The following is a 24,062-nucleotide window of genomic DNA, read 5'->3' on the forward strand; positions in this document are numbered from 1 at the left end:
GCTTCGGTCTTGGCTTCGGTCTTGGCTTCGGTCTTGGCTTCGGTCTTGGCTTCGGTCTTGGCTTCGGTCTTGGCTTCGGTCTTGGCTTCGGTCTTGGCTTCGGTCTTGGCTTCGGTCTTGGCTTCGGCTTCGGCTTCGGCTTCGGCTTCGGCTGTGGCTTCGCTCCAGCTCCTGCGGGCACGACGCCCGCGCTCTACCCGGGGCCCCTGGGCAGCGGCGGGAGGCGGTCGAATCGCCCGAAGGGTCGCCGGCAGGGATGCCGGCGAGGTTTTCGACAGGCCATGGATGGCCTGTCCGAAAACCCCGACCGACTCACGCGTACCCGGAGTGCAGGATGCACGCAGGGCGCGGACGTGGGGTGCCCTTCTCTTTGGTTACTTTCTCTGACTCCGGGCATCCTGCCCTTCGCCCCTGCGGGGCCGCCTTCGGCGTTCGCGCCGCTACTGCGGCGCAGTGGCCACTCAAGAGAACGTGACTCGGACGGCCCGCAGGGCCGACCGAAAGCTCTCGCTCGCCACGCCACGCCACGCCACGCCGGACGGTGCTCGTGCTCGTGCTGGTGAAAGTGCAATCACACCACCCACCCCCAACCCAGACCCACCGCTTGAAAGACTCCCCGTTCCAACCTCAGCAGGCCGGATCAATCGCCCGCTACCCGCGCAGGCGCCGATGCTCGACCATCAGGCAGCGGTCCTGCACCACATCGATTCCCGCCTCGGTCAGGCGGCGGGCGAAGGCATCGTCGCGAATGCCCGACTGCAGCCAGACCGCACCCGGCGGGGCCAACAGCAGATCATCCAGATGGGCGGCCAGATCCTGCTGCCGCCTGAACACGCAGACCAGGTCGATTGCGCCGGGAATCTCCTGCACACGCCGATACACCGGTCGACCGAGGATCTCGGTCGCCTCCGGGTAATACACCGGCACCGGAACAATCTCGAAGCCGACACGCTGCAGATACTCGGGCACGTAGTACGCCGGCTGCGCAGCGGCGGCAGTCGTCTTGATGCCGAGTACGGCGATGCGGCGCACGCGCATCAGCAGCGCTCTCAGTTCGCTATCGGTTTCGAGCTGCCGTGGCTGTTCGGACATGGCGAGAGTCAGCGCCCGCGCATCGATGGGCGGCTGTCGCTGGCGTCGGCGCCGGGCTCGATTTCGCCGCGCAGCAGGCGGCCGATGACCTCGAGCGTGCGGTCGACCGCACCGCGCTCGGTGCCGACAGTACGCTGGGCCGCCTCACCCATGCGTTGACGCTGGGCAGGGTCCGACAGCAGCACCTGCAGCACCTTCGACAACTCTTCGGAATCGGCCACCCGCAGCGCCGCGCCCTGTTCCAGCAGCAGATCGGTGACTTCCTCGAAATTGAAGGTGTGCGGGCCGACCAGCACCGGCACGCCGAGTGCGGCGGGCTCCAGCACGTTGTGGCCGCCGATGGCCTCCAGCGAGCCGGCGACAAAGGCGACGTCGGCACAGGCGATGAAATTCACCAGCTCGCCGAGGGTATCGATGACGAAGCACTGGCAGTGGCCGTCGGGGTCGTCGTCCTCACTGCGGGTGCGGGTGGCGAAGCCGTAACTGCGACACAACTGCACCATCGGCTTGAAGCGTTCCGGATGGCGCGGCGCGACCAGCAGCAGCGCATCCGGAAAGCGGTTGAGCAGCCGCGAGTGCGCCTCGATGACCGCGAGTTCCTCGCCCTCGTGGGTACTCGCGGCGATCCACACTGGCCGCGCGCTACCCCAGCGCACGCGCGCGCCGGCGGCGTCTTCGAACAGGCTTGGCGGTACCTGCAGATCGAACTTCAGATTGCCGACCACGCGCAGGCGCTCCGGCCGCGCCCCCAGAGTCAGCAGACGGTCGGCGTCCTGCTGCGACTGCGCCGCCACAAAGCGCGCACTGCGGATGGCAGCGCGGATGATCGGCCGCACCGGCCCATAGCCGCGCAGGGATTTGTCCGACAGACGCGCGTTGGCGACCACCACCGGAATGCCGGCCGCCTCACAGCTCAGAAACAGGTTCGGCCAGATCTCGGTTTCCATCACCACCGCCAGCCGCGGCCGGGTGCGCTGCAGAAAGCGCTTGACCGCCGCCGGCAGGTCATACGGCAGATAGACGTGGAAGACCTTGTCGTCCCACAGCTGGCGTACGCGGTCGGAGCCGGTCGGGGTGACCGTGGTGACCACGAAGGCGATATCGGTGTAGCGCTTGCGCAGGGCTTCGATCAAGGGCGCCGCGGCATTGACCTCGCCGACCGACACCGCATGGATCCACAGGCTTTCCTTGAAATCGGGCTGCCGGAAGTAGCCGAAGCGCTCCCGCCACCGCGCGTAATAGCCGGGCATACGCAGGCCACGCGCCAACAGCCGGTAGAAGATCAACGGCGTCAGCAGGTACATGGCGAGGGTGTAGAGCGCGCGCATCATGCAGCGGCTCGCAGGCCGGGACACAGGCGGGCGCCGGCGAGGTCATGCGCGGGCATGGCGGAAGGATAACAGGGGCATGGCGACCGACTGGCTGACGGGAGATTGATCGCCGCGCGGGTCGGCGACACGCCTGCTCTCCGTGCGGCCCGACCAGGCCCTGCCGGATCGGGTGCGCACTGGGTCATCAGCGGCTAGAAAGGCAGCTTCAAGCCGGCATCCACCGCCAGCAGCTGGGCGCGGAAGGTCTCCTGCATGCGCGAGAGCGCTACATCGTTGTCGGCATCGAAGCGCAGCACCAGGCAGGGCGTGGTGTTGGAGCAGCGCACCAGGCCCCAGCCGTCCTGCCAGTCAGCACGGATGCCGTCGATGGTGGCGATCTTCGCGCCCTCGAACTTGGCCTGGGCGGCGAAGCGCTCCATGAAGGCGTAGTGGGCGCCTTCTTCCATGTGCACCTTGAGCTCGGGCGTGGACACACCCTTGGGCAGCTCGGCGAACACTTCGACCGGCTCGCGGCCGTCCGCCGCCAGGATTTCCAGCAGACGCGCGGCCGCATAGATGCCGTCGTCAAAGCCGAACCAGCGCTCGCGGAAGAAGAAGTGGCCGCTCATCTCGCCAGCCAGTTCGGCCTCGGTCTCGCGCATCTTGGCCTTGATCAGCGAGTGACCGGTTTTCCACATGATCGGGCTGCCGCCGTTGCGCAGGATGTGCCCGGCCAGGTGCCCGGTGCATTTGACGTCGTAGATGATCGCCGCGCCCGGATTGCGACTCAGCACGTCCTGGGCGAACAGCATCAGCAGACGGTCGGGGAAGATGTTCTCGCCGTCGGCACTGACCACGCCCAGGCGATCGCCGTCACCGTCGAACGCGATACCGAGGTCGAAGCCCAGGCGTTTGACCATCATGGTCAGATCGCGCAGGTTTTCCGGTTCGGACGGATCGGGGTGGTGGTTGGGGAAGTTGCCATCGACATCGCAGTACAGCGGTTCGACTTCGCAGCCGATGGCTTCGAGTACGGCCGGCGCGATCACGCCGGCGACACCGTTGCCGCAGTCGACCACCACCCGCAGGCGGCGCTCCAGCTGCACGTCGCCGCCGATGCGCGAAACGTAGTCATCCAGAATGTCGAACTGCTGCAGGCCGCCACCGCCTCCATGCGTCAGCCGGCCTTCGGCGATCCGCGCGTACAGGTTCTGGATTGCGCCGCCGTGCAGGGTTTCGCCGCCGACGACGATCTTGAAGCCGTTGTAATCGGGCGGGTTGTGGCTGCCGGTGAGCGCGATGCAGCAGCCGGTGTTGAGCTGGAACGCACCGAAATACACCACCGGCGTCGGCGCCATGCCGATGTCGATCACATCGCGGCCGGCTGCGCGCAGTCCTTCGATCAGGGCTTCCGACAGTGCCGGCCCGGACAAGCGGCCGTCGCGACCGACCACGATCTCGCGCAGGCCGGTCTCGGCCATCAGGCTGCCGACCGCTTGGCCGATCAGCCGTGCCACGCCCTCGTCCAGGCTCTTGCCGACCACGCCGCGGATGTCGTACGCACGGAAAATGCTGCGGTCGACGCTGACCGCGCGCTTGGCCAAGGCCGGTGCGACCGGCTGCGGTTCGGCCTTGTCCTTCGGATCCGGCTGCTGCTGATGGGCCAAGGTCTGGCTGAAGGTCGGCTCGTCGGCGCGCACCGGCGCAGCGCCAAACTCGGGCGCACGCCGCAGCTGCCACAGCAGCAGGGTTGCCAGCAGCAGGGCGATCAGGCCGAGGCCCATCTGCACCGGTGGATCGTAGGGGATCATGGTCACCATTGGCGGCGAGGCGATACCCAGCCAGAGGCCGCTGCCGGCAATCTGGACGGTGCGCGCATCCTTGGCAAGTTCGTTTACGCCGCTGGCGACCAGCACCGTGGTTTCGGTGCGCAGATCCAGATAGCCGCCGGGAAGATTGGCTGCCCGCACCTGCTCGATGTAGGGCTCGACCGGGAACTCGGCGAGGATCACGCCGAGGGTGCGGCTTTCCTCGCGGGCCGGCGCGGCGATGCCCATGCCGACCTGGGTGCCCTTGCCAATCGTTCCAACCACCGGGCCATCGGCGATGCGGGCGCGGTTGATCAGCTGCAGACGGGTGTAGCCGAACGTGCCGAGATCCGGGCCGAACACTTCCTGCAGCTGGGCGCTGAAGGCGCTCAGGCGCGGCGCGTCGTTCCACACCTTGGCCGCGCGTCCAGCGGCGGATTCGAGTGCACCAGCGGCGAGGTCGGCGCGCAGATAGGGGTCAGCCACCGCGGCGTCAATACGGCGCGTGCGGGCGTCGAGATCTTCCTGGATCGCGGTGGACAACTGCTCGCGCAGGGCTTCGAGTCGCGGCGCAGAGCGACCGGTCTGCCAGGCTTCGAGGCCCTGCCAGATGATGAACAGGCCGCCGACCAGGGCCACCAGTACAACGCCATACAGAACCGGGCGACGCAGGGCCTGCAGCTCGGGCGGCAGCTGAAACGGTTCTTGCTCTTTTTTCTTGCGCTTCGCCATCGCCACATTTCCCGTTTGCCCGGACAGGCTGTCCGGCGCCCCCACCCGATGAATCAGCGCACTCCGGTGTGGCCGAAACCACCCTCGCCCCGAGCGCTCGCCTCGAACGCTTCCACTTGCCGCAGCAGCACCCGCTGCACCGGCATCACCACCAGCTGCGCAATTCGATCCCCGGGCGCGACCGTGCAGGCGCGGTCGCTGCGGTTCCACAGGCTCACCAGCAGGGGGCCCTGGTAGTCCGAGTCGATCAGGCCGACCAGATTGCCCAATACCAGACCCTGCTTGTGGCCCAGACCCGAGCGCGGAAGGATCACCGCACACAGGCCCGGATCGTTCAAATGTATCGCGATTCCACTTGGAACCAGTTCACTCTGCCCGGGTTCGAGCTGCAGCGGCCGCTCCAGCATGGCTCGCAAGTCGATACCGGCCGAGCCCGCCGTGGCGTAGGCCGGCAGCGGAAACTCCGCACCCAGACGCGGGTCCAGCACCCGGAAATCGATCCCCTGCGGCGCACTCATCGCTCACCCCGGATGCGCTCTGCGACCAGCGTCAGCAAGAGTCGGGCCACTTCGAGTTTCGGCGCCGCCTCGATCCGCGCCTGCCCGCCCACCCACAGCACGCTGAGCGCGTTGCAGTCGCTTTCGAAGCCCAGACCCGGCGCGGCGACGTCGTTGGCCGCGATCAGGTCCAGCCGTTTGCGCTCCAGCTTGTCGCGTGCGTAGCGTTCGACGTCGACCGTCTCGGCGGCAAAACCGACCACGAGCGGCCGATTCTGACGCGCGGCGACTTCAGCGACGATGTCGGGATTCCGCACGAATTCAATCGCCAGGGTGTCGGCCGACTTCTTGATCTTCTGCGCGGCGCACTCGCGCGGACGGTAGTCGGCGACCGCCGCCGCGGCGATGAACACATCGGCTGCCTCTACCCGCGCCATCACTTCGGCGTGCATCTGCGCGGCGCTGCGCACATTGACCCGCTGCACTCCGGGCGGTGTCGGCAACACCACCGGGCCGGCCACCAGCTCGACATCGGCGCCCGAGGCCGCAGCCACCTCGGCAAGGGCGAAGCCCATCTTGCCGGAGCTGCGGTTGCCCAGAAAACGGACCGGGTCGATGTCCTCGAAAGTCGGCCCGGCATTGATCAGCACTCGCCGGCCGGCCAAGCCCGGCACCGGCGGCCGCAGCGCGGCCAGCGCATGCATGGCGATGTCGGCGGGCTCCACCATGCGGCCCTCGCCGGTTTCACCACAGGCCTGGGAGCCCACGCCGGGCCCGAGCACGCGCGCACCGCGCTGGCGCAGGGTATCGACATTGGCGGCCGTGGCCGGGTGCGCCCACATCAGACGATTCATCGCCGGCGCCAGCATCAGCGGGCGGTCCGAGGCCAGGCACAGGGTGCTCAGCAGATCGTCGGCACGGCCTTGAGCCAGCCGGGCCAGGGTGTCGGCAGTGGCGGGCGCGATCAGCACCAGATCGGCCCAGCGCGCCAGTTCGATATGCCCCATCGCAGCTTCGGCGGCGGCGTCCCACAGCGAGCTGCGCACGCTACGCCCGGACAGTGCCTGCAAGGTCAGCGGGCCGATGAATTCGGCGGCGGCAGCGGTCATCACCACCTGCACCTCGGCGCCACCGGCGCGCAGCAGGCGCACCAGTTCGGCCGACTTGTAGGCCGCGATACCGCCGGAAACACCCAGCAGGATGCGCGGTGCGCTATATGGAACCGTCACCGGAAAAGTCCTACCCAGAAAGCGGCCGATAGATTACCCGAAAGGGCGCAGTTCTCCGGACCGACAGCCGTGCCGACGGAGGCCAGACTGCCGCCTCCCGTTTCCATCCGGTGCTGCTTCCATGTCGATCCGTCATTGGCCCGAGGCCGAACGTCCACGCGAGAAGCTGCTGGCGCGCGGCGCGCAGTCGCTCAGCGATGCCGAAGTGCTGGCCCTGTTCCTGGGCTCCGGCAGCAGTGGCGAGGACGCCGTCAGCGCCGCGCGCGGCATGATCGGGCGCCACGGCAGCCTCGGCGCGCTGTTGGGCCTGGGCAGCAGCGGCCTGCTGCGTGAGCGCGGCCTCGGGCCGGCACGCTGTGCACTGCTGCTGGCGGCGCAGGAGCTGGGCACGCGTGTGCTGGCCGCCCAGCTCGAACGCGGCCCCGCCGTCACTGACGAACGCAGCGCCGGCCAGCTGTTCAGACAGCGCCTGCACCAACAGCCGCAGGAGGTGTTCGCCTGCATGTTTCTCGACAGCCGGCACCGCATGATCGCCTTCGAGGAACTGTTCCGCGGCACCATCGATGGCTCGGAAGTCCACCCGCGCGAGGTGGTGCGGCGCTGTCTGGGGCACAACGCGGCGGCGGTCATCTTCGGCCACAACCATCCCAGCGGGGTCAACGAACCCAGCGCCGCCGACCGTCAGATCACCCGCCGCCTGCAGGATTCACTGGCCCTGATCGACGTGCGCGTGCTGGATCACTTCATCGTCGGCGACGGCGAGCCGTACTCGTTCGCGGCGCGCGGGATGCTGTGAGAACGCTGCCCCGCGACTGAGCGCTGGCGAATCGGCGAGTGGCGCGTCATCGAACCGGTGTGGATCGGGCGCGCTCCCGCAGGCCTGCGAGACGATGCTGCGCCCCACCCTTCAGCCGGCTTTGAATCCCGAATCCCGAATCCCGGCACTCAGACCCCCCCCATCCGCGCCCGCAGCTGCTGCGCCGCGCGGCGGCTGACTTCGACTTCGCTGCCGTTGGCGAGGCGGGCGACCAGTCCGGCGCCGACGTCGGGTTCCAGGCTGCGGATGGCGTCGAGCCGCAGGATGCAGCTGCGGTTGACGCGGAAGAAGTGGGCCGGGTCCAGCCGCTGTTCGATCCGGCTGAGTGAGCTCAGCACGTAGGCCAGGCCGTGCGGCGTGTGCACGGCGGCGTGGTTGCCGACGCTGTCAAAGCGGTCGATCTCGCGCAGGCGCACGATCCGTGCGCTGTCGCCGAACTTCAGCAGCAGGCCGTGCTCCATCGGTAGTGCCATGGTGGCGCCGGCGCTGCGCGGCTGTACCCGCGCCAGGGTGCGCGCCAGCCGTTCGGGATCGACCGGCTTGACCAGGTAGTCGAGCGCGTTGAGGCCGAAGGCGTCGATCGCGAAGCTGTCGTAGGCGGTGCAGAACACGAACTGGCAGCGGTCCTCGATGTCGGCCGCCAGCTGCAGGCCGCTGATGCCGGGCATGCGGATGTCGAGAAAGGCGAGCTCGGGCTGGTGCTGATCGAGTGCGGCCAGGGCGGCGTCGGCGTGTTCGGCTTCGGCGACGATCTCTACTTGCGGATGTGCGCCGAGCAGGCGCCTGAGTTCGGCGCGGGCCAGGCGCTCGTCGTCGACCAGCAGGGTGCGGATGCGGTTGTTCATGCCTGTACTTGTCTGGGCGGGGCGGGTTGCGCTGGGTCGGCGGGGCTGGGTCGATGTTCGCCGATTTCGCCGCGTGGCGGCAGCGCTGACGCGGCATCGGTGTCGGCGTGACTTCGACGCGGGCCGTGCAGCCGCTAAACTCCGGCGATGACGTCATCGCCTTCTGATCTTCGCGCCCCGCGCCATTGGCCGGCCCAGCTAGGTGTCGCCGCGCTCAAGCTGGTCGGCCGCCTGCCCTGGTGGCTGCAGCTGCGCCTGGGCCCCGTGCTGGGGCGCCTGCTCTATGTGTTTGCGCGCAGCCGGCGCAAGGTGGCCGCGCGCAATCTGGAGCTGTGCTTTCCATCGTTGGATACGGAGTCGCGCAAGCGGCTGCTGGGCGAGCATTTCCGCGCGCTCGGCACCGCGGCCTTCGAGTTCACCCGGGCCTGGTTTGGCAGCGAGGCACCGCTGCGCAAGGGGCTTTCGGTGGAGGGCGCGGAGCACGTCCAGGCGCTGCTCGCGCAGGGCCGGGGCGTGCTGCTGGTGTCCGGCCACTTCACCACGCTGGAGGTGTGCGGGCGCCTGCTCACTGCCTATCTGCCGGTGGCCGGCATGTACCGCGCCCACGACGAGCCGGTGCTGGAAGCGGCGGTGCTGGCCGGGCGGATGCGCTACGCCAGCGCGATGTTCAAGCGCGAGGAGCTGCGCGCGGCGATTCGCCATCTCAAGGGCGGCGGCGTGCTCTGGTATGCGCCGGACCAGGACATGCTCGGCAAAGACATCGTCTACGCGCCGTTCTTCGGCATCCCCGCGGCCAGCATCACCGCGACACATCAGCTGGCGCGGCTGTCGGGCGCGGCGGTGGTGCCGTTCTTCCATCGGCGCGAAGGCGGCCGCTACGTGATCAAGCTCGGCGCGCCGCTGGCGAATTTTCCGAGCGCTGATATCGCCGCCGACACCGCGCGGGTCAACGCTGCGGTCGAGGCGATGGTGCGCGAGGCGCCGGCGCAGTACCTGTGGATCCACAAGCGCTACAAGCGCCGACCGCCGGGTGAGGCGCCGTTCTACTGAGGGTCGCGGGTGCGGTGGCTTGTCCCCCTCTCCCCAACCCCTCTCCCACCAGGGGAGAGGGGCTTCAGCTGAGACGGCCCGATGCATCGCGCCAGATGTCTGTGCTTGGCTCCCCTCTCCCCTCGCGGGAGAGGGGCCGGGGGAGAGGGTAAGCATTCTTGCGAGGCGCGTTGTCCCCCTCTCCCCAACCCCTCTCCCACCAGGGGAGAGGGGCTTTACTGAGGCGGCCCGATACATAGTGCGAGATGTAGTGGTAGTGCTCGGCTCCCCTCTCCCCTTGTGGGAGAGGGGTTGGGGGAGAGGGGAGCATTCTTGCGAGGTGTGTTGTCCCCCTCAACCACAACCCTCACCCACGCAGCGAATGTGGCTTACAGCAAGTCCAGCAAATCCGCCACACCGGTGGGACGCATACAGTCGGCGGTTTCAACCGCAGCAATCATTCGGCCGATGAACTGCTGGCATTGAGCGCGGCCAGCTCGGTTTCCACCGCGACGATCAGGCGATGCCCAGGCGCGTGCTGTGCGCGCCGCAGCGCCAGCGCGTGCTCAAGCGCGGCGCGCGCTTCATCGATCCGGCCGAGTGCGGCCAGCGCCTTGCCGGCGCCGAGATAGGTTTCACTGATGAACGGATGTTCGGCGCCCATGTGCTCGGTCGCCAGTGCCCGTGCGTGCAGGTGGCTCGCCAGTGCGGCCTCGGCATCACCGCTGTCGAGCTCGAAATTGCCGAGATTGGCGCGACTCATGATGCTGCGCGGGTGGCCTTCGCCGAGGGTGCGCACGAAGCTGGTGTAGGCGCGCTGGTAGTAGGCGCCGGACTCCTCCAGCTTGCCCTGCTGACGCAGCGCACCGGCCAGGTTGCTGACCGCACCGAGGGTGCCCAGATGATCCGGGCCATTGCTGCGTTCCAGGCCTTGCAGGGTCTGTCGCAGCACCGGTTCGGCGTCGGCGTAGCGGCGCTGCTGCAGCAGCAGCAGCACGCCGAGGCTGTTGGACAGGCGCAGGGTGCGTGGATGGTCTTCACCGTCGCGCGCCTGGCGCGCCGCCAGCAGCGGCCGCAGCACCTGTTCGGCCTCGTCCAGGCGGCCCAGATCGCTCAGCACCACCGACACCACATAGCCGGCGGTCAGTGGGTCCGGGTCCTCCTGCGGGCCTATTGCCTGCAGGCGTTCGCGCGCCGCCGTCGCCTCTATCAGGGCCTCGTCATAGCGACCGAGATCACGCAGCGCCCAGGCCAGGCTGAGCTGCAGATCCGACCACTCCCGCGGCAGTTCGGCCAGTGCTGCCGGTGCATGCTGCAGGGCGGCGCGCGTCAGCTGCTCGGCCTCGGCCGGCGAGCCCTGCGCAGCCAGACCATCGGCAACGCGGCGGACCAGCCGGAGGCTGCTCGGGTGCGCATCACCCTGCACCGCACGGCTGAGCGCCAGCGCGCGTCGACTGGCCTCCAGGCCGCGCTCGATCTCGCCAAAATTGGTGTACGTGTTGCCGATGGTGCCGAGCACATCAGCCAGCACCTCCGGGCGCTGTGCCAGCTCGCGTTCGGCGCGCTCATAGGCCTGATCGAGGATGCGCTTGAGCAGGCTGCGGTCGAGATTGGCGGCGTGCTCGGGGTCGACGCTGGTCAGCACGCTGGACAGGAACTCGGCCATCGCGCGGCTGCCCTGAGCCTCGCGCTCGGCGCGCTGCAGGCCGTACAGCGCGATCCCCAGGCCGGCCAGCAGGGCCAGCACGATACCGGCGCTGGCACCCACCGCCAGCGCATTGCGACGCACGAAACAGCCGATGCGATAGCGCCGCGAGACCGGCACCGCCAGCAGCGGGCGGCCGCGCAGCCAGCGCGAGAGATCATCGGCGAAGGCCTCGGCCGAGCCGTAGCGCTCGGACTGCTGCGGCGCCAGCGCCATCCGCAGCACGTGCAGCAGGGGCACCGGCACCGCATCCAGCAGCGGCTCGGCATGGCCACGGCCGGCGCGCAGGCGGGCATCGATGCGCAGGCGCAGGCGCTGAGCGTCCTCGATGCCCTCGCCCAGTGCCGACAGCCGCGCCTCGGGCAGCAGCAGGCTGAGCAGAATCATGCCGAGCGCATACACATCTGAGCGCGGGTCGACCGCTTGGGCGGCACCGCTGCGCTGCTCCGGGCTCATGTAGGCGCCACTGCCAGCGCCCTAGTAGCTGCGCGATTCCAGACTGCCGCTGGTGATTCCGGCGCCGATGCCGAGTGCAATGCCGAAGTCGATCAGCTTGACCTGCGGCTGGCCATCGACTTCGACCACCAGCACGTTGGCGGGCTTCAGATCGCGATGCAGCACGCCACGCTCATGCGCGTGCTGGACGCCGCGGGCCAGCGCCATCAGCAAACGCAGCCGCACATCGAGCGCCGCACCCTGGCCGCGGCACCAGGCGTTCAGCGGCACGCCATTGATCCACTCCATCACGAACCATGGATGACCTTCGGAGGTGCGGCCGGCATCAAAGACCTTGGCGATCGCCGGATGGTCCATCCGCGCCAGCGCCTGCCGCTCGACCTCGAAGTAGGCCTCGGACAGTGGGCTCAGCAGCTGGCGCTGCATCAGCTTGAGCGCCACCGGTCGGCGCACCGGTGTCTGCTGCTCGGCCAGCCAGACCTCACCCATGCCGCCGGCGCCGAGGGCGCTTTTCAGCAGGTAGGGGCCAATGCGCTGGCCGGGGCCGATGCCACTACCGCTACGACCGGGCGCCGCGTCCAGGCTGCGGGTTGGGGTGTCGTCGGCGTCGCCGAGATCTGGAACCATTGAAATGTGCCGCTCATCACATATTTGCCCGCATTATCGACAAGTTGGGCGGCGACGCCAGTGCAGGGGCGGTGCGCGGCGCGGCAAGCCCATCCGCCCGCAGACCGCCACACTTGCGCTGATCCGTGGCCACGCTCCGGCTGCAAGCTGCCCAGCCCTCATGCCCTTGGAGCCGTCATGTCCAAGCTCACCCTGCATAGTGTTGTCATCCTGCTGCTGGCCGCCCTGGCGATGCCGCTGCGGATGTCGATGCCGCAGCCGGAGTTCGGCTGGCCGCGCTGTTCGCCGAGCACGGCCTGCAGGGCAGCTTCGTGCTGGTCAGCTCGGGCGCCGCAACGGGCGCTCGCGCCGAAGCGGATCGAACTCGGACGCGCCCTGCTGACCGAACTCGGTGCCCTGCCTGCACGCTGAAGCCGCCGCCGCTGGCACGACCCGGCGCTCGCGCAAGCGCAGCGGATGGCGGCTGCCGACCCTGATCGCGCTGTGCGCACTCGGCCTGAGCCTGCCGCTGTGGTCGGCGCAGGCCACGGCACTCGGTCCACGTCTGTACTGGCTGCTGGATCTCGCCTGTCACTGGCAGTGGCTCTACGCCCAGCTGCTGCTGATCGCGACCCTGGCACAGCTCGCGCGGACCCAGCGCTGGCGACTGCTGTTTCTGCTGCCGCTGGCGGCGCTGCCGTGGTGGACGGTCGCGCCGATGGCACCGCGCGCAGTCGGCAACGGGCCGAGCCTGAGTGTGGTTGCCGCCAACCTGCACCACCGCGAGCGCGACCTGCAGCCGCTGCTGGGCTGGCTGGTTTCGACCCGGGCTGATCTGGTGGTGTTGACCGAGCTCACGCCATCGCACGCGCGCCAGATCGAGGCCATAGCCGGGTATCCGTATCGGCAGCTGGCGCCGGAGCAGGGGCCGTTCGGCATCGGCCTGCTGTCGCGATACCCGCTGATCGAGGCGCAGCTGCGTCATGACGCCGACGGCATCCCCCATATCAACGCGCTCGTCGACTTCCGCGGCCAGCCGATCCGCGTGCTGGGCGTCCACCCGATCCCGCCGCTGTCGCCGCATTTCCACCGCGCGCGCGACGGCGCACTGCGCGTCTGGGCCGCGCATGCGAAGGTCTTGCCTACCGTACTGGCCGGCGATCTCAACGCAACGCCCTGGTCATCAGGGTTCGCCGGACTGGCTGAGCATGGCCTGCGTCGCGCCAGCGGGCTGGCACCGACCTGGCCAAGCGCGGTCGCTGCGATCAGCGGCCTGCCGATCGACCATGTGCTGGTGTCGAAGGCGTGGTCGGTGCAGGCGCAGGCGCGCGGGCCGGACATCGGCTCGGACCATCGGCCGGCGTGGGTGCGGCTGCAGCTCGACCACCCATCGCCAAAGCGCGCGCTCACACCAAGCGGTGAGCCACCTGCACAGCGGCACCGGCGCAGTCGGTTGGACTCCGCACCATCACTTTCCTGCGGCCGACCGGCCGGGAACCCTGGATGTCCGCGTTGTCCTGGCGCGGCCTGCTCGCGCTCGCGTGCGATCGAACGTTCTGACATCTCACAACACCGGAATCGGGTGGCGAGTGGGCCGAGAAACGGGTGCAGCCGGATGATCTGAGGTCGTCATGGGCGGCGGCCCTGCGGCCGCGGACAGACGTCCGCTTAACCGGCGCCACGGAAGCGCTTAACGCGCGCACAAGATTGGCCCAAGGCCGGGCCCGCAGCATGCATCGCCATGAACACCTCTCCCCTGAGCAATCCTGGTTTTGCCCGCGCCGACTGCATCGGCCCCGACCACCCGCGGCGGGCTGAAGTCGAGGACTTCATCCGCAGCGTCTACCGGCAGCGCTTCAGCGCGCATCCGCCGCAGCTGATGTCACATCTGCTGGCCTTCCGCGATGCCGACGGCAGCCTCAGTGCCGCGGTGGGCCTGCGCTGCGCCTTCGAAGGCCCGCTGTTTGTCGAGCGCTACCTGGGTGAACGGGTCGAGCAGCGCCTCGGCCAGCAGCTCGGCATCGCGCCCTTGCGCAGCGAGATCGTCGAGATCGGCAACTTCGCCGCCCACTCCGCCGGCGCCGCGCGTGCCCTGATCCTCGCGCTGATTCCTTTGCTGCGCGATGCCGGCCTGCGCTGGACCCTGTTCGTCGCCACCCGCCAGCTGCGCAACGCCTTCCAGCGCCTGGGGCTGGTGCCGCGCTTTCTGTGCGCGGCCTCGGCGCAGGCGCTGGGCGAAGAGGGCGATGCCTGGGGTCGCTACTACGAAGCCGCGCCGGAGGTGCTGTTTGGCGATCTGCAGACCGTGCACGCCAGCGATGCCGCGCCGACACCGCGCGCGCTGCGGGCGGAGGCTTCAAGCGCGCAGGCGCGCCAGCTGCTGAGCTGCGGAGCACCGGCATGAACGTGCTGCTGCAGAACCTGTGGACCGCGCTGACGGCGGCCCCGGGCGAAGCCGAGCTCAGCGATGGTCAGCAGTCGCTGCCGCTGCGACAGCTGCCTGCGCGGGTCGAGACCCTGCGCGATGCATTGGCTGGCGATGGCCCGTGTCTGGCCAGCCGGCTCGACAACGGCGTCGATGCACTGCTGGTCGAGCTCGGCGCGCAGGCCGCTGGCCTGGTCAGCGTGGCGATTCCGCCCTACTTCAGCCCGGCGCAGATGCGCCATATGCTGAACGATTGCGGCGCGCAGATGCTGCTGCTCCCGGCGGCAGCGCCGGCTCCTGAGACCGACTGGCAGGCCGATGCAGTGAGCCCCCTGCCCGGCCTGCGGCTGTGGCGCCGCGCCGCAGTGGCCGCGGCCGCAGCGATCCCTGCGGGCACGAGCTGCATCACCTACACCAGCGGCAGCACCGGCCTGCCCAAGGGCGTGTGTCTGGATGCCGCGACCCTGCTGAGCGTCGCGCAATCGCTGGCCGACAGCTTCGCGCCGCTTGCGCCGACCCGGCACCTGTGTGCGCTGCCGCTGTCGACCCTGCTGGAGACCGTGGGCGTGTTTGCCGCCCTGCTGGCCGGCGCCAGCGTGTGCCTGCCGAGCCTGGCCGAACTCGGCTACAGCGGCGCCAGCGGGCTGGATCCGCGGCGCCTGCGCACGGTGCTGGAGCGGGTCCAGCCGCACAGCCTGATCCTGGTGCCGCAGTTGCTTGAAGGCCTGCTGTGGGCAGTGCAGGTCGAAGGCCCCCTTGGTCAGCCGCCGCGGCTGATCGCGGTCGGCGGTGCGCGGGTCGCACCTGCGCTGCTGCAGCGTGCGCAGGCGTCCGGGCTGCCGGTCTACGAAGGCTATGGTCTGAGTGAGGCCGGCTCAGTGGTCTGCCTCAATCCGCCGGGCGCCGCGCGCGCCGGTGCGGTCGGTCGGCCGCTGCCGCATCTGCGCATCGAGCTCAGCGCCGAGGGCGAAGTGCTGGTGCACGGCCCGCGCTTTCTAGGCTATCTCGGCGCGCCAACGCCGCCAGCGGGCCCGCTCGCCACCGGCGATCTGGGCTGGCTGGATGCCGACGGCTATCTGCATATCGAAGGCCGCAAGCGCGATGTGTTCATCACCGCCTACGGCCGCAACGTGTCGCCGGAATGGCTGGAATCCGAACTGCTGGCCCAGCCCGAGATCGCCCAGTGCGTGGTCTGCGGCGAATCCCGCGCAAGCAACCTCGCCCTGCTGCTGCCGACCGATCCAACCCTGTCCGAAGCCGCATTGGCCGCGGTGATCGCGCGGGTCAATGCCGGCCTGCCCGACTACGCGCGGATCGGCGGCGTGCTGCGTCTGCAGACGCCCTTCAGCCTGGAGTCCGGCCTGTTGACCGGCAACGGCCGGATTCGCCGCGCCGCCATTCTCAGCCACTACGCCGAGGCGATCGACATGCATTACGCACGCAGCGCCACTGCATCCCTGCCCGCCTTGACCACATCCTCCCTGGAGACCGTCTGATGCCCTTCCACGCCCAGTTGCTTGCCCGCACTGCCGCCGAGCGCGCGCAGTTCAGCGCCATACCGATCCTGCAGCGCGCCACCGTCGGCGCGATCCAGCGCGACCAGTACATCGCCTTCCTCGGTCAGGCCTTCCACCATGTTCGCCACACGGTGCCGCTGCTGATGGCCTGCGGTGCACGCCTGCCGACCCGGCTGGAATGGCTGCGTCGCGCGGTGGCCGAGTACATCGAAGAGGAAACCGGCCACGAGGACTGGATTCTCGATGACCTGGTCGCCTGCGGCGAGAACCGCGCGAACTGGGCCGACAGTTCACCGGCCTACCCGACCGAGCTGATGGTGGCCTACGCCTACGACGCCATCGCGCGGACTTCGCCACTGGCCTTCTTCGGCATGGTGCTGGTGCTCGAAGGCACCAGCGTGGCCCTGGCGACACGCGCCGCCGACGCGATCGAAACCCAACTCAAGCTGCCGCGCTCGGCGTTCTCGTACCTGCGCTCGCACGGCGATCTCGACGTCGAGCACACGGCGTTCTTCGAGAACCTGATGAACCGCATCGACGACCCCGCCGACCAGGCCGTAATCGTGCACGCGGCGCAGCGCTTCTACCGGCTGTACGGCGACATCTTCCGCAGCCTGGACACCCCGGCGGCGCAGGCGGAGGCGGCCTGATGAACCTCTCAGGACGTACCGTCATCCTCACCGGCGCTGCCGGCGGTATCGGTTCGGCGCTGGCGCTGGAGCTGTGTGCCGAAGGCGCCGATGTGCTCGCAATCGGCCGCCGCGCCGGCGCACTGGATCAGCTGCGCCAGCGCTGTGCCGGCCGGCCCGGCCAGCTGCATCCGCTGGCGGCCGACATTACCGATGCAGTTGATCGCCAGCGGATCGTCGAGGCCGCGCGCAGCTTTCGTGCGCCGAGCGTGCTGGTGCATGGCGCCGCCTGCAGCGCGTTCGGGCTGTTCGCCGACTCCGACGAGGCCGAACGCGAGCGCCTGATGCAGACCAATGTGCTGGCGCCAATGGCGCTGACTCAACTGCTGCTGCCCCTGCTGCTGGCGCAGGCCGCGCCGGCGGTGGTGGCGATCGGCTCGACCTTCGGCAGCCTGGCCCACCCCGGCTTTGCCGCCTACAGCGCGAGCAAGTTCGCCCTGCGCGGCTTTATCGAAGCGCTCGGGCGTGAGCATGCCGATACCGCACTGGCGGCGTTCTGGATCGCACCGCGCGCCACCGCCACCGGCTTCAACAGCGCCGCCGTCGATGCGCTGAACGCCCAACTCCGCACCCGCGTCGACAGCGCCGAAACCGCCGCCGCAGGGATTCTCCACGCCTTGAAGCACGACCGTCATCGCCGCCAGCTGGGCTTCCCCGAGAAACTCTTCGCCTGGTTGAACGGCGCGTTTCCGGCGCTGATCGATCGTGGATTGCGCGGCGCACTGCCGGCGGTGCGCACGCACGCCGCGGCGGCACGCGCCGCGGCGCCACGTATCCAACCCGTGGTCGCCCCACTCATCCCCACCGTCCCGCGCAGCCCCGCACGTCCCCAAGGAGCCACCCCATGAAAACCCATTCCGCCCCGCGTTCGCTGTTCGCCCTGCTGAGCGGCGCCAGTTTCGCCCTCGCCTTCGCCCAGATCGACACTGCGCGTGCCCAGGAAGACACCGCCGCGGTTGCCATGGACCAGGCCGCTGCGGTCGGCGCAGACCCCGCGCCGGCCGACCCGTTGCCCGCCATCCAGGCGCGCTGGGCCGAGGTCCGCTACCAGCTGCCCGAGGGCGAGCGGGTCAAGGCCTTTGATGCGCTGGTGAACGAAATCGGCCGCAGCCAGATGCACCACCCCGACGACCTGCGCCTGCAGGTATGGAAAGGTATCGTCCTGGCCAGCGAGGCCGGCGCACAGGGCGGCCTCGGCGCGCTGACCCTGGTCAAACAGGCCAAGGCCGAGTTCGAGGCGGTGATCGAAAAAGACGGCCGCGTGCTCGACGGCTCCGCCTACACCAGCCTCGGCAGCCTGTACTACCAGGTGCCCGGCTGGCCGCTCGGCTTCGGCGATGAGGACACCGCCGCCGAACTGCTCAAGCAGGGCCTAGCCATCGCCCCCGACGGCATCGACGCCAACTACTTCTATGCCGACTACCTGCTGGAGCAGGAGGACTACGCGGGCGCTGTTGCGGCCTTCGAGAAGGCCTTGGCCGCACCGCCGCGGCCGGGCCGCGAAACCGCCGATGCCGGCCGCCGCGCCGAAATCGAACAAGGCCTGCGCAAGGCGCGCGAGGAGCTTGGGCAGGGCTAGCCCTGAGCGTGGCAATCAGCGCGGCGGGCGAGGTCGCTGCAGTTCGATCGGCTTGCGCGCAGGCCGAGTTGGCTGCAGCAGCCCGCTCAGCGCCCGCCGCCGCTACGCCAGATCGACCAGATCAGCCAGGTCCCGCAGGCGCCGGCGCCGAGGAAGCCGAGCAGGCCGAACAATGGCAACCCGAACAGGGTCGGCCCGCCGGCAACCGTCATCACGATCGAGGAGCCGATGATCAGCGCCGCGGTGACGGTGCCGACGGTGAGCCGGTTCATCGAATGCTCGACCTGTTCGCCGAAACGCTTCAGGCGGTCGACATCGATGTGCACATTGAAGCGTCCGCGGCGCGCGGTCTGCAGCAGCTGGCGCAGCTCGCGCGGCATCGCCGCCAGCAGGGAAAGCGCATCCCCGGCAGCGCGCCAGCCGCGACGCGCCATCGCCCTGGGCCGATAGCGGCGCAGCACCGAGCGGCGCAGGAACGGCGCTGCCTCAGTCGCCATGTCGAAGCTCGGATCGAGCATGCGGCCCATGCCTTCGAGCGTTACGAACACCTTGATCACCAGCGCCAGGTCAGCCGGCAGCACCAGATGGTGGTCGCGCAGCAGGGCCATCACCTCCCCCAGCAGACGGCCGAACTGCAGCTGGCCGAGCGGCACGCTGTGGTAGCTGTCGATCAGCGCGTCGATGTCTTCGGTGAGCGCGCCCTCGTCCAGCTCACCCTCTTCGGCCCAGGCCAGCAGCACCTCGACTACGGCAGCCGTGTCGCGCGCGACCAGGCCCTGCATCAGTTCGACCAGCTGCGCACGGCGCGCTTCCGACAGCCGCCCGACCATGCCGAAATCGATCAGGCCGAGACGGTCGCCGACCAGCCAGAACACGTTGCCCGCATGTGGATCGGCGTGGAAGAAGCCGTCCTCGAACATCATCTTCAGCACCGCCTGGGCGCCGAGCCGGGCGACTGTGGCGCGGTCGGCACCGGCGGCGTCGAGTGCTGCGGAATCACACAGCGGCACGCCGTCGATGTAGTCCTGAACATTCACCCGCGGACCGGTCAGCGGCCAATGCACCCGCGGCACCCCGATCTTCGGGTTCGCCGCAAAGCTCAGCGCGATCCGCTCGGCATGGCGGCCCTCGGCGGCGAAATCGAGCTCGCGCCGCAGCGAGGACTTCAGCTGCCGCACCAGGGCCAGCGGCTGATAGCGCCGCCATTCCGGCCACTCCGATTCGACCATTTTGGCGATCCGCTCCAGCAATCGCGTGTCGGCCTCGATCACCGGCTCGATGCCCGGCCGGCGGATCTTAACCACCACCGCGGTTCCCTCATGCAGGCGGGCGCGATGCACCTGAGCGATCGAGGCCGCTGCCAGCGGCGTGGTGTCGAATTCGGCGAACACGGTCTCCACGCTGCCGCCCAGGTCCTCTTCAAGCTGCGCGCGCAGCTGCTCGAACTCAATCGGCGGGACCTTGTTTTGCAGCTTTTCGAACTCGGCGATCCACTCCGGCCCGAACAGGTCCACGCGCGTCGCCAGCACCTGGCCGAGCTTGACGAAACACGGCCCCAGTTCTTCCAGCACGCAGCGCACGCGCTGTTCGGGCTTGAGCGCGACCAGCGCCTCCAGATTCTGCGTCGGCAGCACCCGCCCGACCCGCTCCAGCGCACCCAGAAGGCCCAGCCGCCGAACCACATCGCCAAAGCCATGCCGCACGAGCACCACCGCCACTTCGTGCAGGCGGCCCAAGTCTCGTGCGGCGGTGAGGGTTTCCCAGAGCATGGACGGGAGTGTAGACGCCCGGCTGTAGCTGGGCGCGGTGTAGGCTGACACGCCTCAGCAGACACCCGAGCACCGCCATGCAATCGCCGCCCGTTCCGAAGCTATGGCAGCAGCTGCTGATCTGGAGTCTCGGTTCGGTTTCGGTGCTGCAGGTCGGTGGCAGGTGCGTGTGCGCGTGCGACGAGCACAATGCGTGGAAAGCATCGGCACGCACAGGATGAGAGGCTGTTCGTCTGGTGGGTCAAGACCCACCCTATGAACGAAGCGCGCACGGTGCAGGTATCGGCCGCTCCCGGATCCGCATAGGGTGGGTCTTGACCCACCGCCCTCCCGCGCCAATGCTCACGCCGCCCGGATGCGTCCGAGCGCCTGCCGCGACGACCTTGGGGTTCTGGTGACTGTCGCGTCGAATGCGGCGACAGCCAAACCGGTGGCCCGGGTCAAGGCCGAAGTTCAGCCGGCGATCGAGTTGCCCCAGTCTGGCGCGAGCAAACCGTCGCGGACGTGGCGATGGAAGCTCGAATGCGGCCAATCCCGAGCGCGCTCGGCGTAGCCATGCTTGACCGGGTTGTAATGGATGTAATCGATATGGGCGTGCAGGTCGCGTTCGTCGAGGATGAGACGCTCGTAGTATCGCCGCTGCCAGATGCCACGCTCACCCTTTGCGCTGCGGCTGGGGCTGAGCGATTCGCCCAGCGGTAGGCCGCGGGAGAACACGGTCTTGATCTGGCGCCAGCGTGTGGCGTTGTCAGCGTCGTCTTCGGGCAGCGACCACAAACAGTGGAGATGATCTGGCAGCACGACCGCGGCCACCAGTTCGAAGGACCGCTGGGTACGGGTTGCGCGAAAAGCTTCGCGTAGCAGAGTGATGTGATCCACCAGCAGGCTCTGCTCGCGGTTCCAGAGATTCACCGTGAAGAAGCAGGTCGCTCCGGGTGTATGAAGGCGTCGATAGTTCGGCATGCCCACGATGATGTCCCGACCCGGGGAGGCCGGCGATCGCGAAGTGGCGCGCTGTCGGGTAGGAGTTCTCCCCGGCCCGACGACACTGTCCCGAGCCGGTGCATCACCGGCAGACCTCCAATCCGAAAGGTTGCGCTTCGCCCATAGGGTGGGTCTTGACCCACCGCGCTCGCGCGGCTTTCAGGTGTTCGAGCATGGTCGCAAGGGCCCGACGACAAACCCGTCGGATCTCAATCGGGGCACGCAATCGGCGTGGTCCGACACCAAGCAAACGCAGAGCGCGGCGAAGGTTGAGGTTAGGTGGGTCAAGACCCACCCTATGGACGAAACGCGCACGCTGCAGGTATCGGCCGCACGCGGATCGACATAGGGTGGGTCTTGACCCACCGCGACCACGACACGACCACGACTCCGCACCTTGCCCAAAGGATTGCATCTCCGGCTGGACGCGTCTGGACGCGATCCGCTACGGATAGCTGAATCGCTTGACCAGGGTCAGCTCGCCCGGCGCGCGCATCGGCACCTGCACGGTTTCGCGTTTCTCATTCACCGTGCCTTCCTGGCTGACCAGGGTGATGCTGGCGACGGTCAGCGCCTGTTCGGCTTCGCCCTCGCTGTAGCCGCCGCCGTAGAAATTCACGTAGACCAGGTACACGCCGGGTAACGGCGTGGGGCTGGCGAAAATTTCCGGCCCGTAGCCGGTAGTGACGTCGATATCGATGGCGCCGCCGTTGTCGAGCGAGCGCTGCCCGTACCAGGCATGGCCGCCGTCGGGCGTCACCACGTGCAGGTCGAGGTCGGTGCCGTCGGTGTCCCAGCCCAGCAGGATCCGCAGCTTGGCCGGGGTGGCGCCATTGGGCAGGGCGTAGAACTGCAGCCGGCGCCGCGCACTGTGGTCGCCACTGCGCAGCTCGATGCTGTTGCTGCCGGCAGGGAAGATGTAGGGGCGGTCGAAGCTGCCGTCGTCTTCGACCCGCTGCGGCATCGCCACGCCATTCACCACCAGCGTCGCCGGGCCCTTGGCAGCACCGCGCACGCGGCCGCGGATCCGCGCGCTGTCGGCCTGGTCGAGCGGGCTGCTGAGGTTGCTGGCCGGATAGTTCACTTCCTGCATGAAGTTCGCGCCCTCGCCGCCCTGCTGGCGCCAGCCGGCGCGCGGGCTGCTGAACTCGACGCTCGGGATGTCGGTGCTCGGGGTGTCAACGTCCGAGGTCTCCTGCGCGCCAACCAGCGGCGCCAGCAGCAGGCTGGTGATCAGCAGGGCCAGCCGCCTACTCAAGCAGCAGCCGGCGGGTCCAGTCTTCGATAAAGCTTTCATCTTCGCCATGGGGATGGGCCTCGAAGCCCAAGTGGAGGTATTCGTGGGTAAGGTCGAGCCGATCCTGCTGGCTGCGCAGGCCGCGCACATGGATGCGCTTGCGCGCGCGGTCGACGAAGGGTCGGCCGCTGAGCAATCGGCAGACTTCGAAATCGCTGCGCTCCTGGTAGCCGGGCTCGGCCTGCAGGCGCGGGCGCCAGCGCGGCAGCTGGGCCTGCAGCCAGGCCTGTGCATCGGGCAAGGCCTCGCAGCGCGCCTGCGCCTGCTGCAGCGGGGCGAGATCGGCGCGCGGAAAGTGCTCACGCAGGATCGCGCTGACGCCCTCGCCGGCTGCCGCCGCGGCCTGCGCCTGGCGCCAGCCGAGCTGGTCCGCCCCGGCCTGATCGAGGTGATAGCGCACCGCGCTGCCGGCCAGAACGAGCTCGGCGCTGAAGGCGGCGTGGGCGCGTGCGGCCTCACCCGGCGGCTGCGCGAGCACGCGCTGGCGCGCGCTGCTGTCGTCGATACTCAGGCATTCGCCGGCGCGGCTGGCGTTCTGCTGCAGGTAGCTGCGGATGACGATGGCCAGCGCGCGCGCGGCGGCAGCGGGTTCGCTGGCGGCTTCGCGCTCCAGCACGCGGGCGACGTAGTCTTCGCCGCGCAGGCGGGCGATCAGGCGCGGGCCGCTGTCGGCGTAGTCGAGCAGCAATTCGCCTTCGGAACGGATCTCGAACTGGCTGCCGTGCTGGAAATGCACCCGATAGCGGCCGCGCAGCGCGCCGGGTGCGGCCGGCTGCGCGGTGTCTGCATGTTCGACACGACGGATCGGATAGCGCGCGAACATTCGCACCTGCACGCAGTCCTCGCCAGCGGCGGGCAGTTGCACCGGCAGTGCTCGCGCCAGCGCCGGGGCGAAGCGGGTCAGCACGCTGCGGCTGGTGCCTTCGCCCTGCGCCCACAGCGGGCTGCCGTCGGCTGACCAGCCGGCAAATCCCGCAATGCGATCAGCGCTGTCGTCATCGCGGTGCCAGCTCCAGGTCTTGACCCGCAGCTGCGAGCCCAGCGCATCGAACACGGCCGCTGGCTGCTGCAGCACCGCGGCGGCCAGCAGCTGCTGCTGGGCCTGGCGGGTCGGCAAGCGCGCCAGCAGGGCCAGCAGTTCGTCGATCCGCACTTTCGTGTCGGGCCGGAGCTGGTCGAGCTCCAGCAGCCAGGCCGGCGCCTGCTGTCGGGCCCAGTAGCTGCGCCAGGCGTTGGCATCGATCTGCAGCCGCGCGGGTTCGAAGTACAGGCCGCAGGAGCGCAGCAGGGCGTCGTTGCGTTCGATCTTCTGACCGGGCTCGCAGCAGTAGACTTCGTCGCGGTGCTGGCCACTGCAGGTGTAGGCCGGTTCGTTCTGTTGGGTATCCAGCAGCCAGGCGTGCGCGAACAGCTTCCACACGCTGCCCAGCGGCGCGCGCAGCGCTGCGGCGTCGGGCATCGGCGCTTCGCCACCGTCGACGCCGAGCTGACGCACGCGCAGCGCGCCATCGCGCAGTTCGGCCAGCTGCAGGGTGTCGGCCTGCAGCTGCGGCGCGAGTGCGGCGAGCGTCGCCGCCAGCGCGATGCGCAGGTGGCGCCGATTGGCAAAGTTGGGCATCCGCTCAGGGCCGTGCTGCTGGCATCGGTGCGCCGGTGTCGGCGCCGTGTCCGGCGAT

At 69.1% G+C, this 24,062-nt stretch carries 21 protein-coding genes; 9 read left to right on the top strand and 12 right to left on the bottom strand.

All coding sequences use genetic code 11. The features are described 5' to 3' along the window. Window positions 1-651 precede the first annotated feature (651 nt). The 5 genes from ACIQ7H_RS07785 to coaBC form a co-directional block, all read right to left on the bottom strand. Complete coding sequence (locus ACIQ7H_RS07785; protein WP_395790090.1) at window positions 652-1,092, bottom strand: CoA-binding protein; 441 nt, start codon at window positions 1,090-1,092, stop codon at window positions 652-654. Window positions 1,093-1,100: 8 nt separating this feature from the next. After that, window positions 1,101-2,420, bottom strand: a complete 1,320-nt coding sequence (gene waaA, locus ACIQ7H_RS07790) for a lipid IV(A) 3-deoxy-D-manno-octulosonic acid transferase (protein ID WP_395790192.1) — start codon at window positions 2,418-2,420, stop codon at window positions 1,101-1,103. Between the two features lie 194 nt (window positions 2,421-2,614). Then, entirely contained in the window at window positions 2,615-4,942 is a 2,328-nt protein-coding gene (locus ACIQ7H_RS07795) for a phosphomannomutase/phosphoglucomutase (protein ID WP_395790092.1), read from the bottom strand. 53 nt (window positions 4,943-4,995) lie between these two features. Next, on the bottom strand, window positions 4,996-5,460 hold the full coding sequence (dut, locus tag ACIQ7H_RS07800) for a dUTP diphosphatase (protein ID WP_395790094.1): 465 nt from the start codon (window positions 5,458-5,460) through the stop codon (window positions 4,996-4,998). Further along, complete coding sequence (coaBC, locus tag ACIQ7H_RS07805; protein ID WP_395790096.1) at window positions 5,457-6,668, bottom strand: bifunctional phosphopantothenoylcysteine decarboxylase/phosphopantothenate--cysteine ligase CoaBC; 1,212 nt, start codon at window positions 6,666-6,668, stop codon at window positions 5,457-5,459. Before coaBC ends, dut begins: the two co-directional genes overlap by 4 nt. Before the next feature lie 121 nt (window positions 6,669-6,789). On the opposite strand from coaBC, the gene radC reads away from it, so the two are divergent. Then, window positions 6,790-7,464, top strand: coding sequence for a DNA repair protein RadC (radC, locus tag ACIQ7H_RS07810; RefSeq protein WP_395790098.1), 675 nt, complete (start codon window positions 6,790-6,792; stop codon window positions 7,462-7,464). Between the two features lie 149 nt (window positions 7,465-7,613). Here the strand turns inward: radC and ACIQ7H_RS07815 are convergent, their stop codons facing one another. Beyond that, entirely contained in the window at window positions 7,614-8,330 is a 717-nt protein-coding gene (locus tag ACIQ7H_RS07815; protein WP_395790100.1) for a LytR/AlgR family response regulator transcription factor, read from the bottom strand. A gap of 147 nt (window positions 8,331-8,477) precedes the next feature. On the opposite strand from ACIQ7H_RS07815, the gene lpxL reads away from it, so the two are divergent. Continuing rightward, complete coding sequence (gene lpxL / locus ACIQ7H_RS07820) at window positions 8,478-9,380, top strand: LpxL/LpxP family Kdo(2)-lipid IV(A) lauroyl/palmitoleoyl acyltransferase (RefSeq protein ID WP_395790102.1); 903 nt, start codon at window positions 8,478-8,480, stop codon at window positions 9,378-9,380. A gap of 436 nt (window positions 9,381-9,816) precedes the next feature. Here the strand turns inward: lpxL and ACIQ7H_RS07825 are convergent, their stop codons facing one another. Then, a complete protein-coding gene (locus ACIQ7H_RS07825; RefSeq protein WP_395790104.1) occupies window positions 9,817-11,520 on the bottom strand; it encodes a tetratricopeptide repeat protein in 1,704 nt (567 codons plus the stop codon). A gap of 21 nt (window positions 11,521-11,541) precedes the next feature. Then, entirely contained in the window at window positions 11,542-12,147 is a 606-nt protein-coding gene (locus ACIQ7H_RS07830; protein ID WP_395790106.1) for a serine/threonine-protein kinase, read from the bottom strand. A 177-nt stretch (window positions 12,148-12,324) separates the two neighbouring features. On the opposite strand from ACIQ7H_RS07830, the gene ACIQ7H_RS07835 reads away from it, so the two are divergent. The 7 genes from ACIQ7H_RS07835 to ACIQ7H_RS07865 all read left to right on the top strand — a co-directional run bounded on the left by ACIQ7H_RS07835 (window position 12,325) and on the right by ACIQ7H_RS07865 (window position 18,336). Beyond that, window positions 12,325-12,558, top strand: coding sequence for a hypothetical protein (locus ACIQ7H_RS07835; protein WP_395790108.1), 234 nt, complete (start codon window positions 12,325-12,327; stop codon window positions 12,556-12,558). Then, window positions 12,539-13,750, top strand: a complete 1,212-nt coding sequence (locus ACIQ7H_RS07840) for an endonuclease/exonuclease/phosphatase family protein (protein WP_395790110.1) — start codon at window positions 12,539-12,541, stop codon at window positions 13,748-13,750. Before ACIQ7H_RS07835 ends, ACIQ7H_RS07840 begins: the two co-directional genes overlap by 20 nt. Before the next feature lie 117 nt (window positions 13,751-13,867). Further along, window positions 13,868-14,530 (top strand): thermostable hemolysin, encoded by a 663-nt coding sequence (locus tag ACIQ7H_RS07845; RefSeq protein ID WP_395790112.1) that lies wholly within the window; start codon window positions 13,868-13,870, stop codon window positions 14,528-14,530. Next, window positions 14,527-16,047 carry an AMP-binding protein gene (locus ACIQ7H_RS07850; RefSeq protein ID WP_395790114.1) on the top strand — a complete coding sequence of 507 codons (1,521 nt, stop codon included), beginning with the start codon at window positions 14,527-14,529 and terminating at the stop codon, window positions 16,045-16,047. Before ACIQ7H_RS07845 ends, ACIQ7H_RS07850 begins: the two co-directional genes overlap by 4 nt. Next, on the top strand, window positions 16,047-16,718 hold the full coding sequence (locus ACIQ7H_RS07855; RefSeq protein WP_395790116.1) for a TenA family transcriptional regulator: 672 nt from the start codon (window positions 16,047-16,049) through the stop codon (window positions 16,716-16,718). The genes ACIQ7H_RS07850 and ACIQ7H_RS07855 overlap by 1 nt, the downstream gene beginning before the upstream one ends. Next, window positions 16,718-17,605, top strand: a complete 888-nt coding sequence (locus ACIQ7H_RS07860) for an SDR family oxidoreductase (protein WP_395790118.1) — start codon at window positions 16,718-16,720, stop codon at window positions 17,603-17,605. Before ACIQ7H_RS07855 ends, ACIQ7H_RS07860 begins: the two co-directional genes overlap by 1 nt. Continuing rightward, a complete protein-coding gene (locus tag ACIQ7H_RS07865; RefSeq protein ID WP_395790120.1) occupies window positions 17,602-18,336 on the top strand; it encodes a tetratricopeptide repeat protein in 735 nt (244 codons plus the stop codon). The genes ACIQ7H_RS07860 and ACIQ7H_RS07865 overlap by 4 nt, the downstream gene beginning before the upstream one ends. Before the next feature lie 86 nt (window positions 18,337-18,422). On the opposite strand, the gene ACIQ7H_RS07870 is transcribed toward ACIQ7H_RS07865, so the two are convergent. The 4 genes from ACIQ7H_RS07870 to ACIQ7H_RS07885 form a co-directional block, all read right to left on the bottom strand. Continuing rightward, entirely contained in the window at window positions 18,423-20,105 is a 1,683-nt protein-coding gene (locus ACIQ7H_RS07870) for an ABC1 kinase family protein (RefSeq protein ID WP_395790194.1), read from the bottom strand. A 453-nt stretch (window positions 20,106-20,558) separates the two neighbouring features. Beyond that, complete coding sequence (locus tag ACIQ7H_RS07875; RefSeq protein ID WP_395790196.1) at window positions 20,559-21,068, bottom strand: REP-associated tyrosine transposase; 510 nt, start codon at window positions 21,066-21,068, stop codon at window positions 20,559-20,561. A 466-nt stretch (window positions 21,069-21,534) separates the two neighbouring features. Next, window positions 21,535-22,347, bottom strand: coding sequence for a YfaP family protein (locus tag ACIQ7H_RS07880; protein WP_395790122.1), 813 nt, complete (start codon window positions 22,345-22,347; stop codon window positions 21,535-21,537). Further along, a complete protein-coding gene (locus ACIQ7H_RS07885; protein ID WP_395790124.1) occupies window positions 22,340-24,004 on the bottom strand; it encodes a DUF2300 domain-containing protein in 1,665 nt (554 codons plus the stop codon). The genes ACIQ7H_RS07880 and ACIQ7H_RS07885 overlap by 8 nt, the downstream gene beginning before the upstream one ends. Between the last annotated feature and the right edge of the window lie 58 nt (window positions 24,005-24,062).

The sequence above is a fragment of the Aquimonas sp. genome (genome assembly GCF_044377145.1).
Taxonomy (GTDB): Bacteria; Pseudomonadota; Gammaproteobacteria; order Xanthomonadales; family Xanthomonadaceae; genus Aquimonas.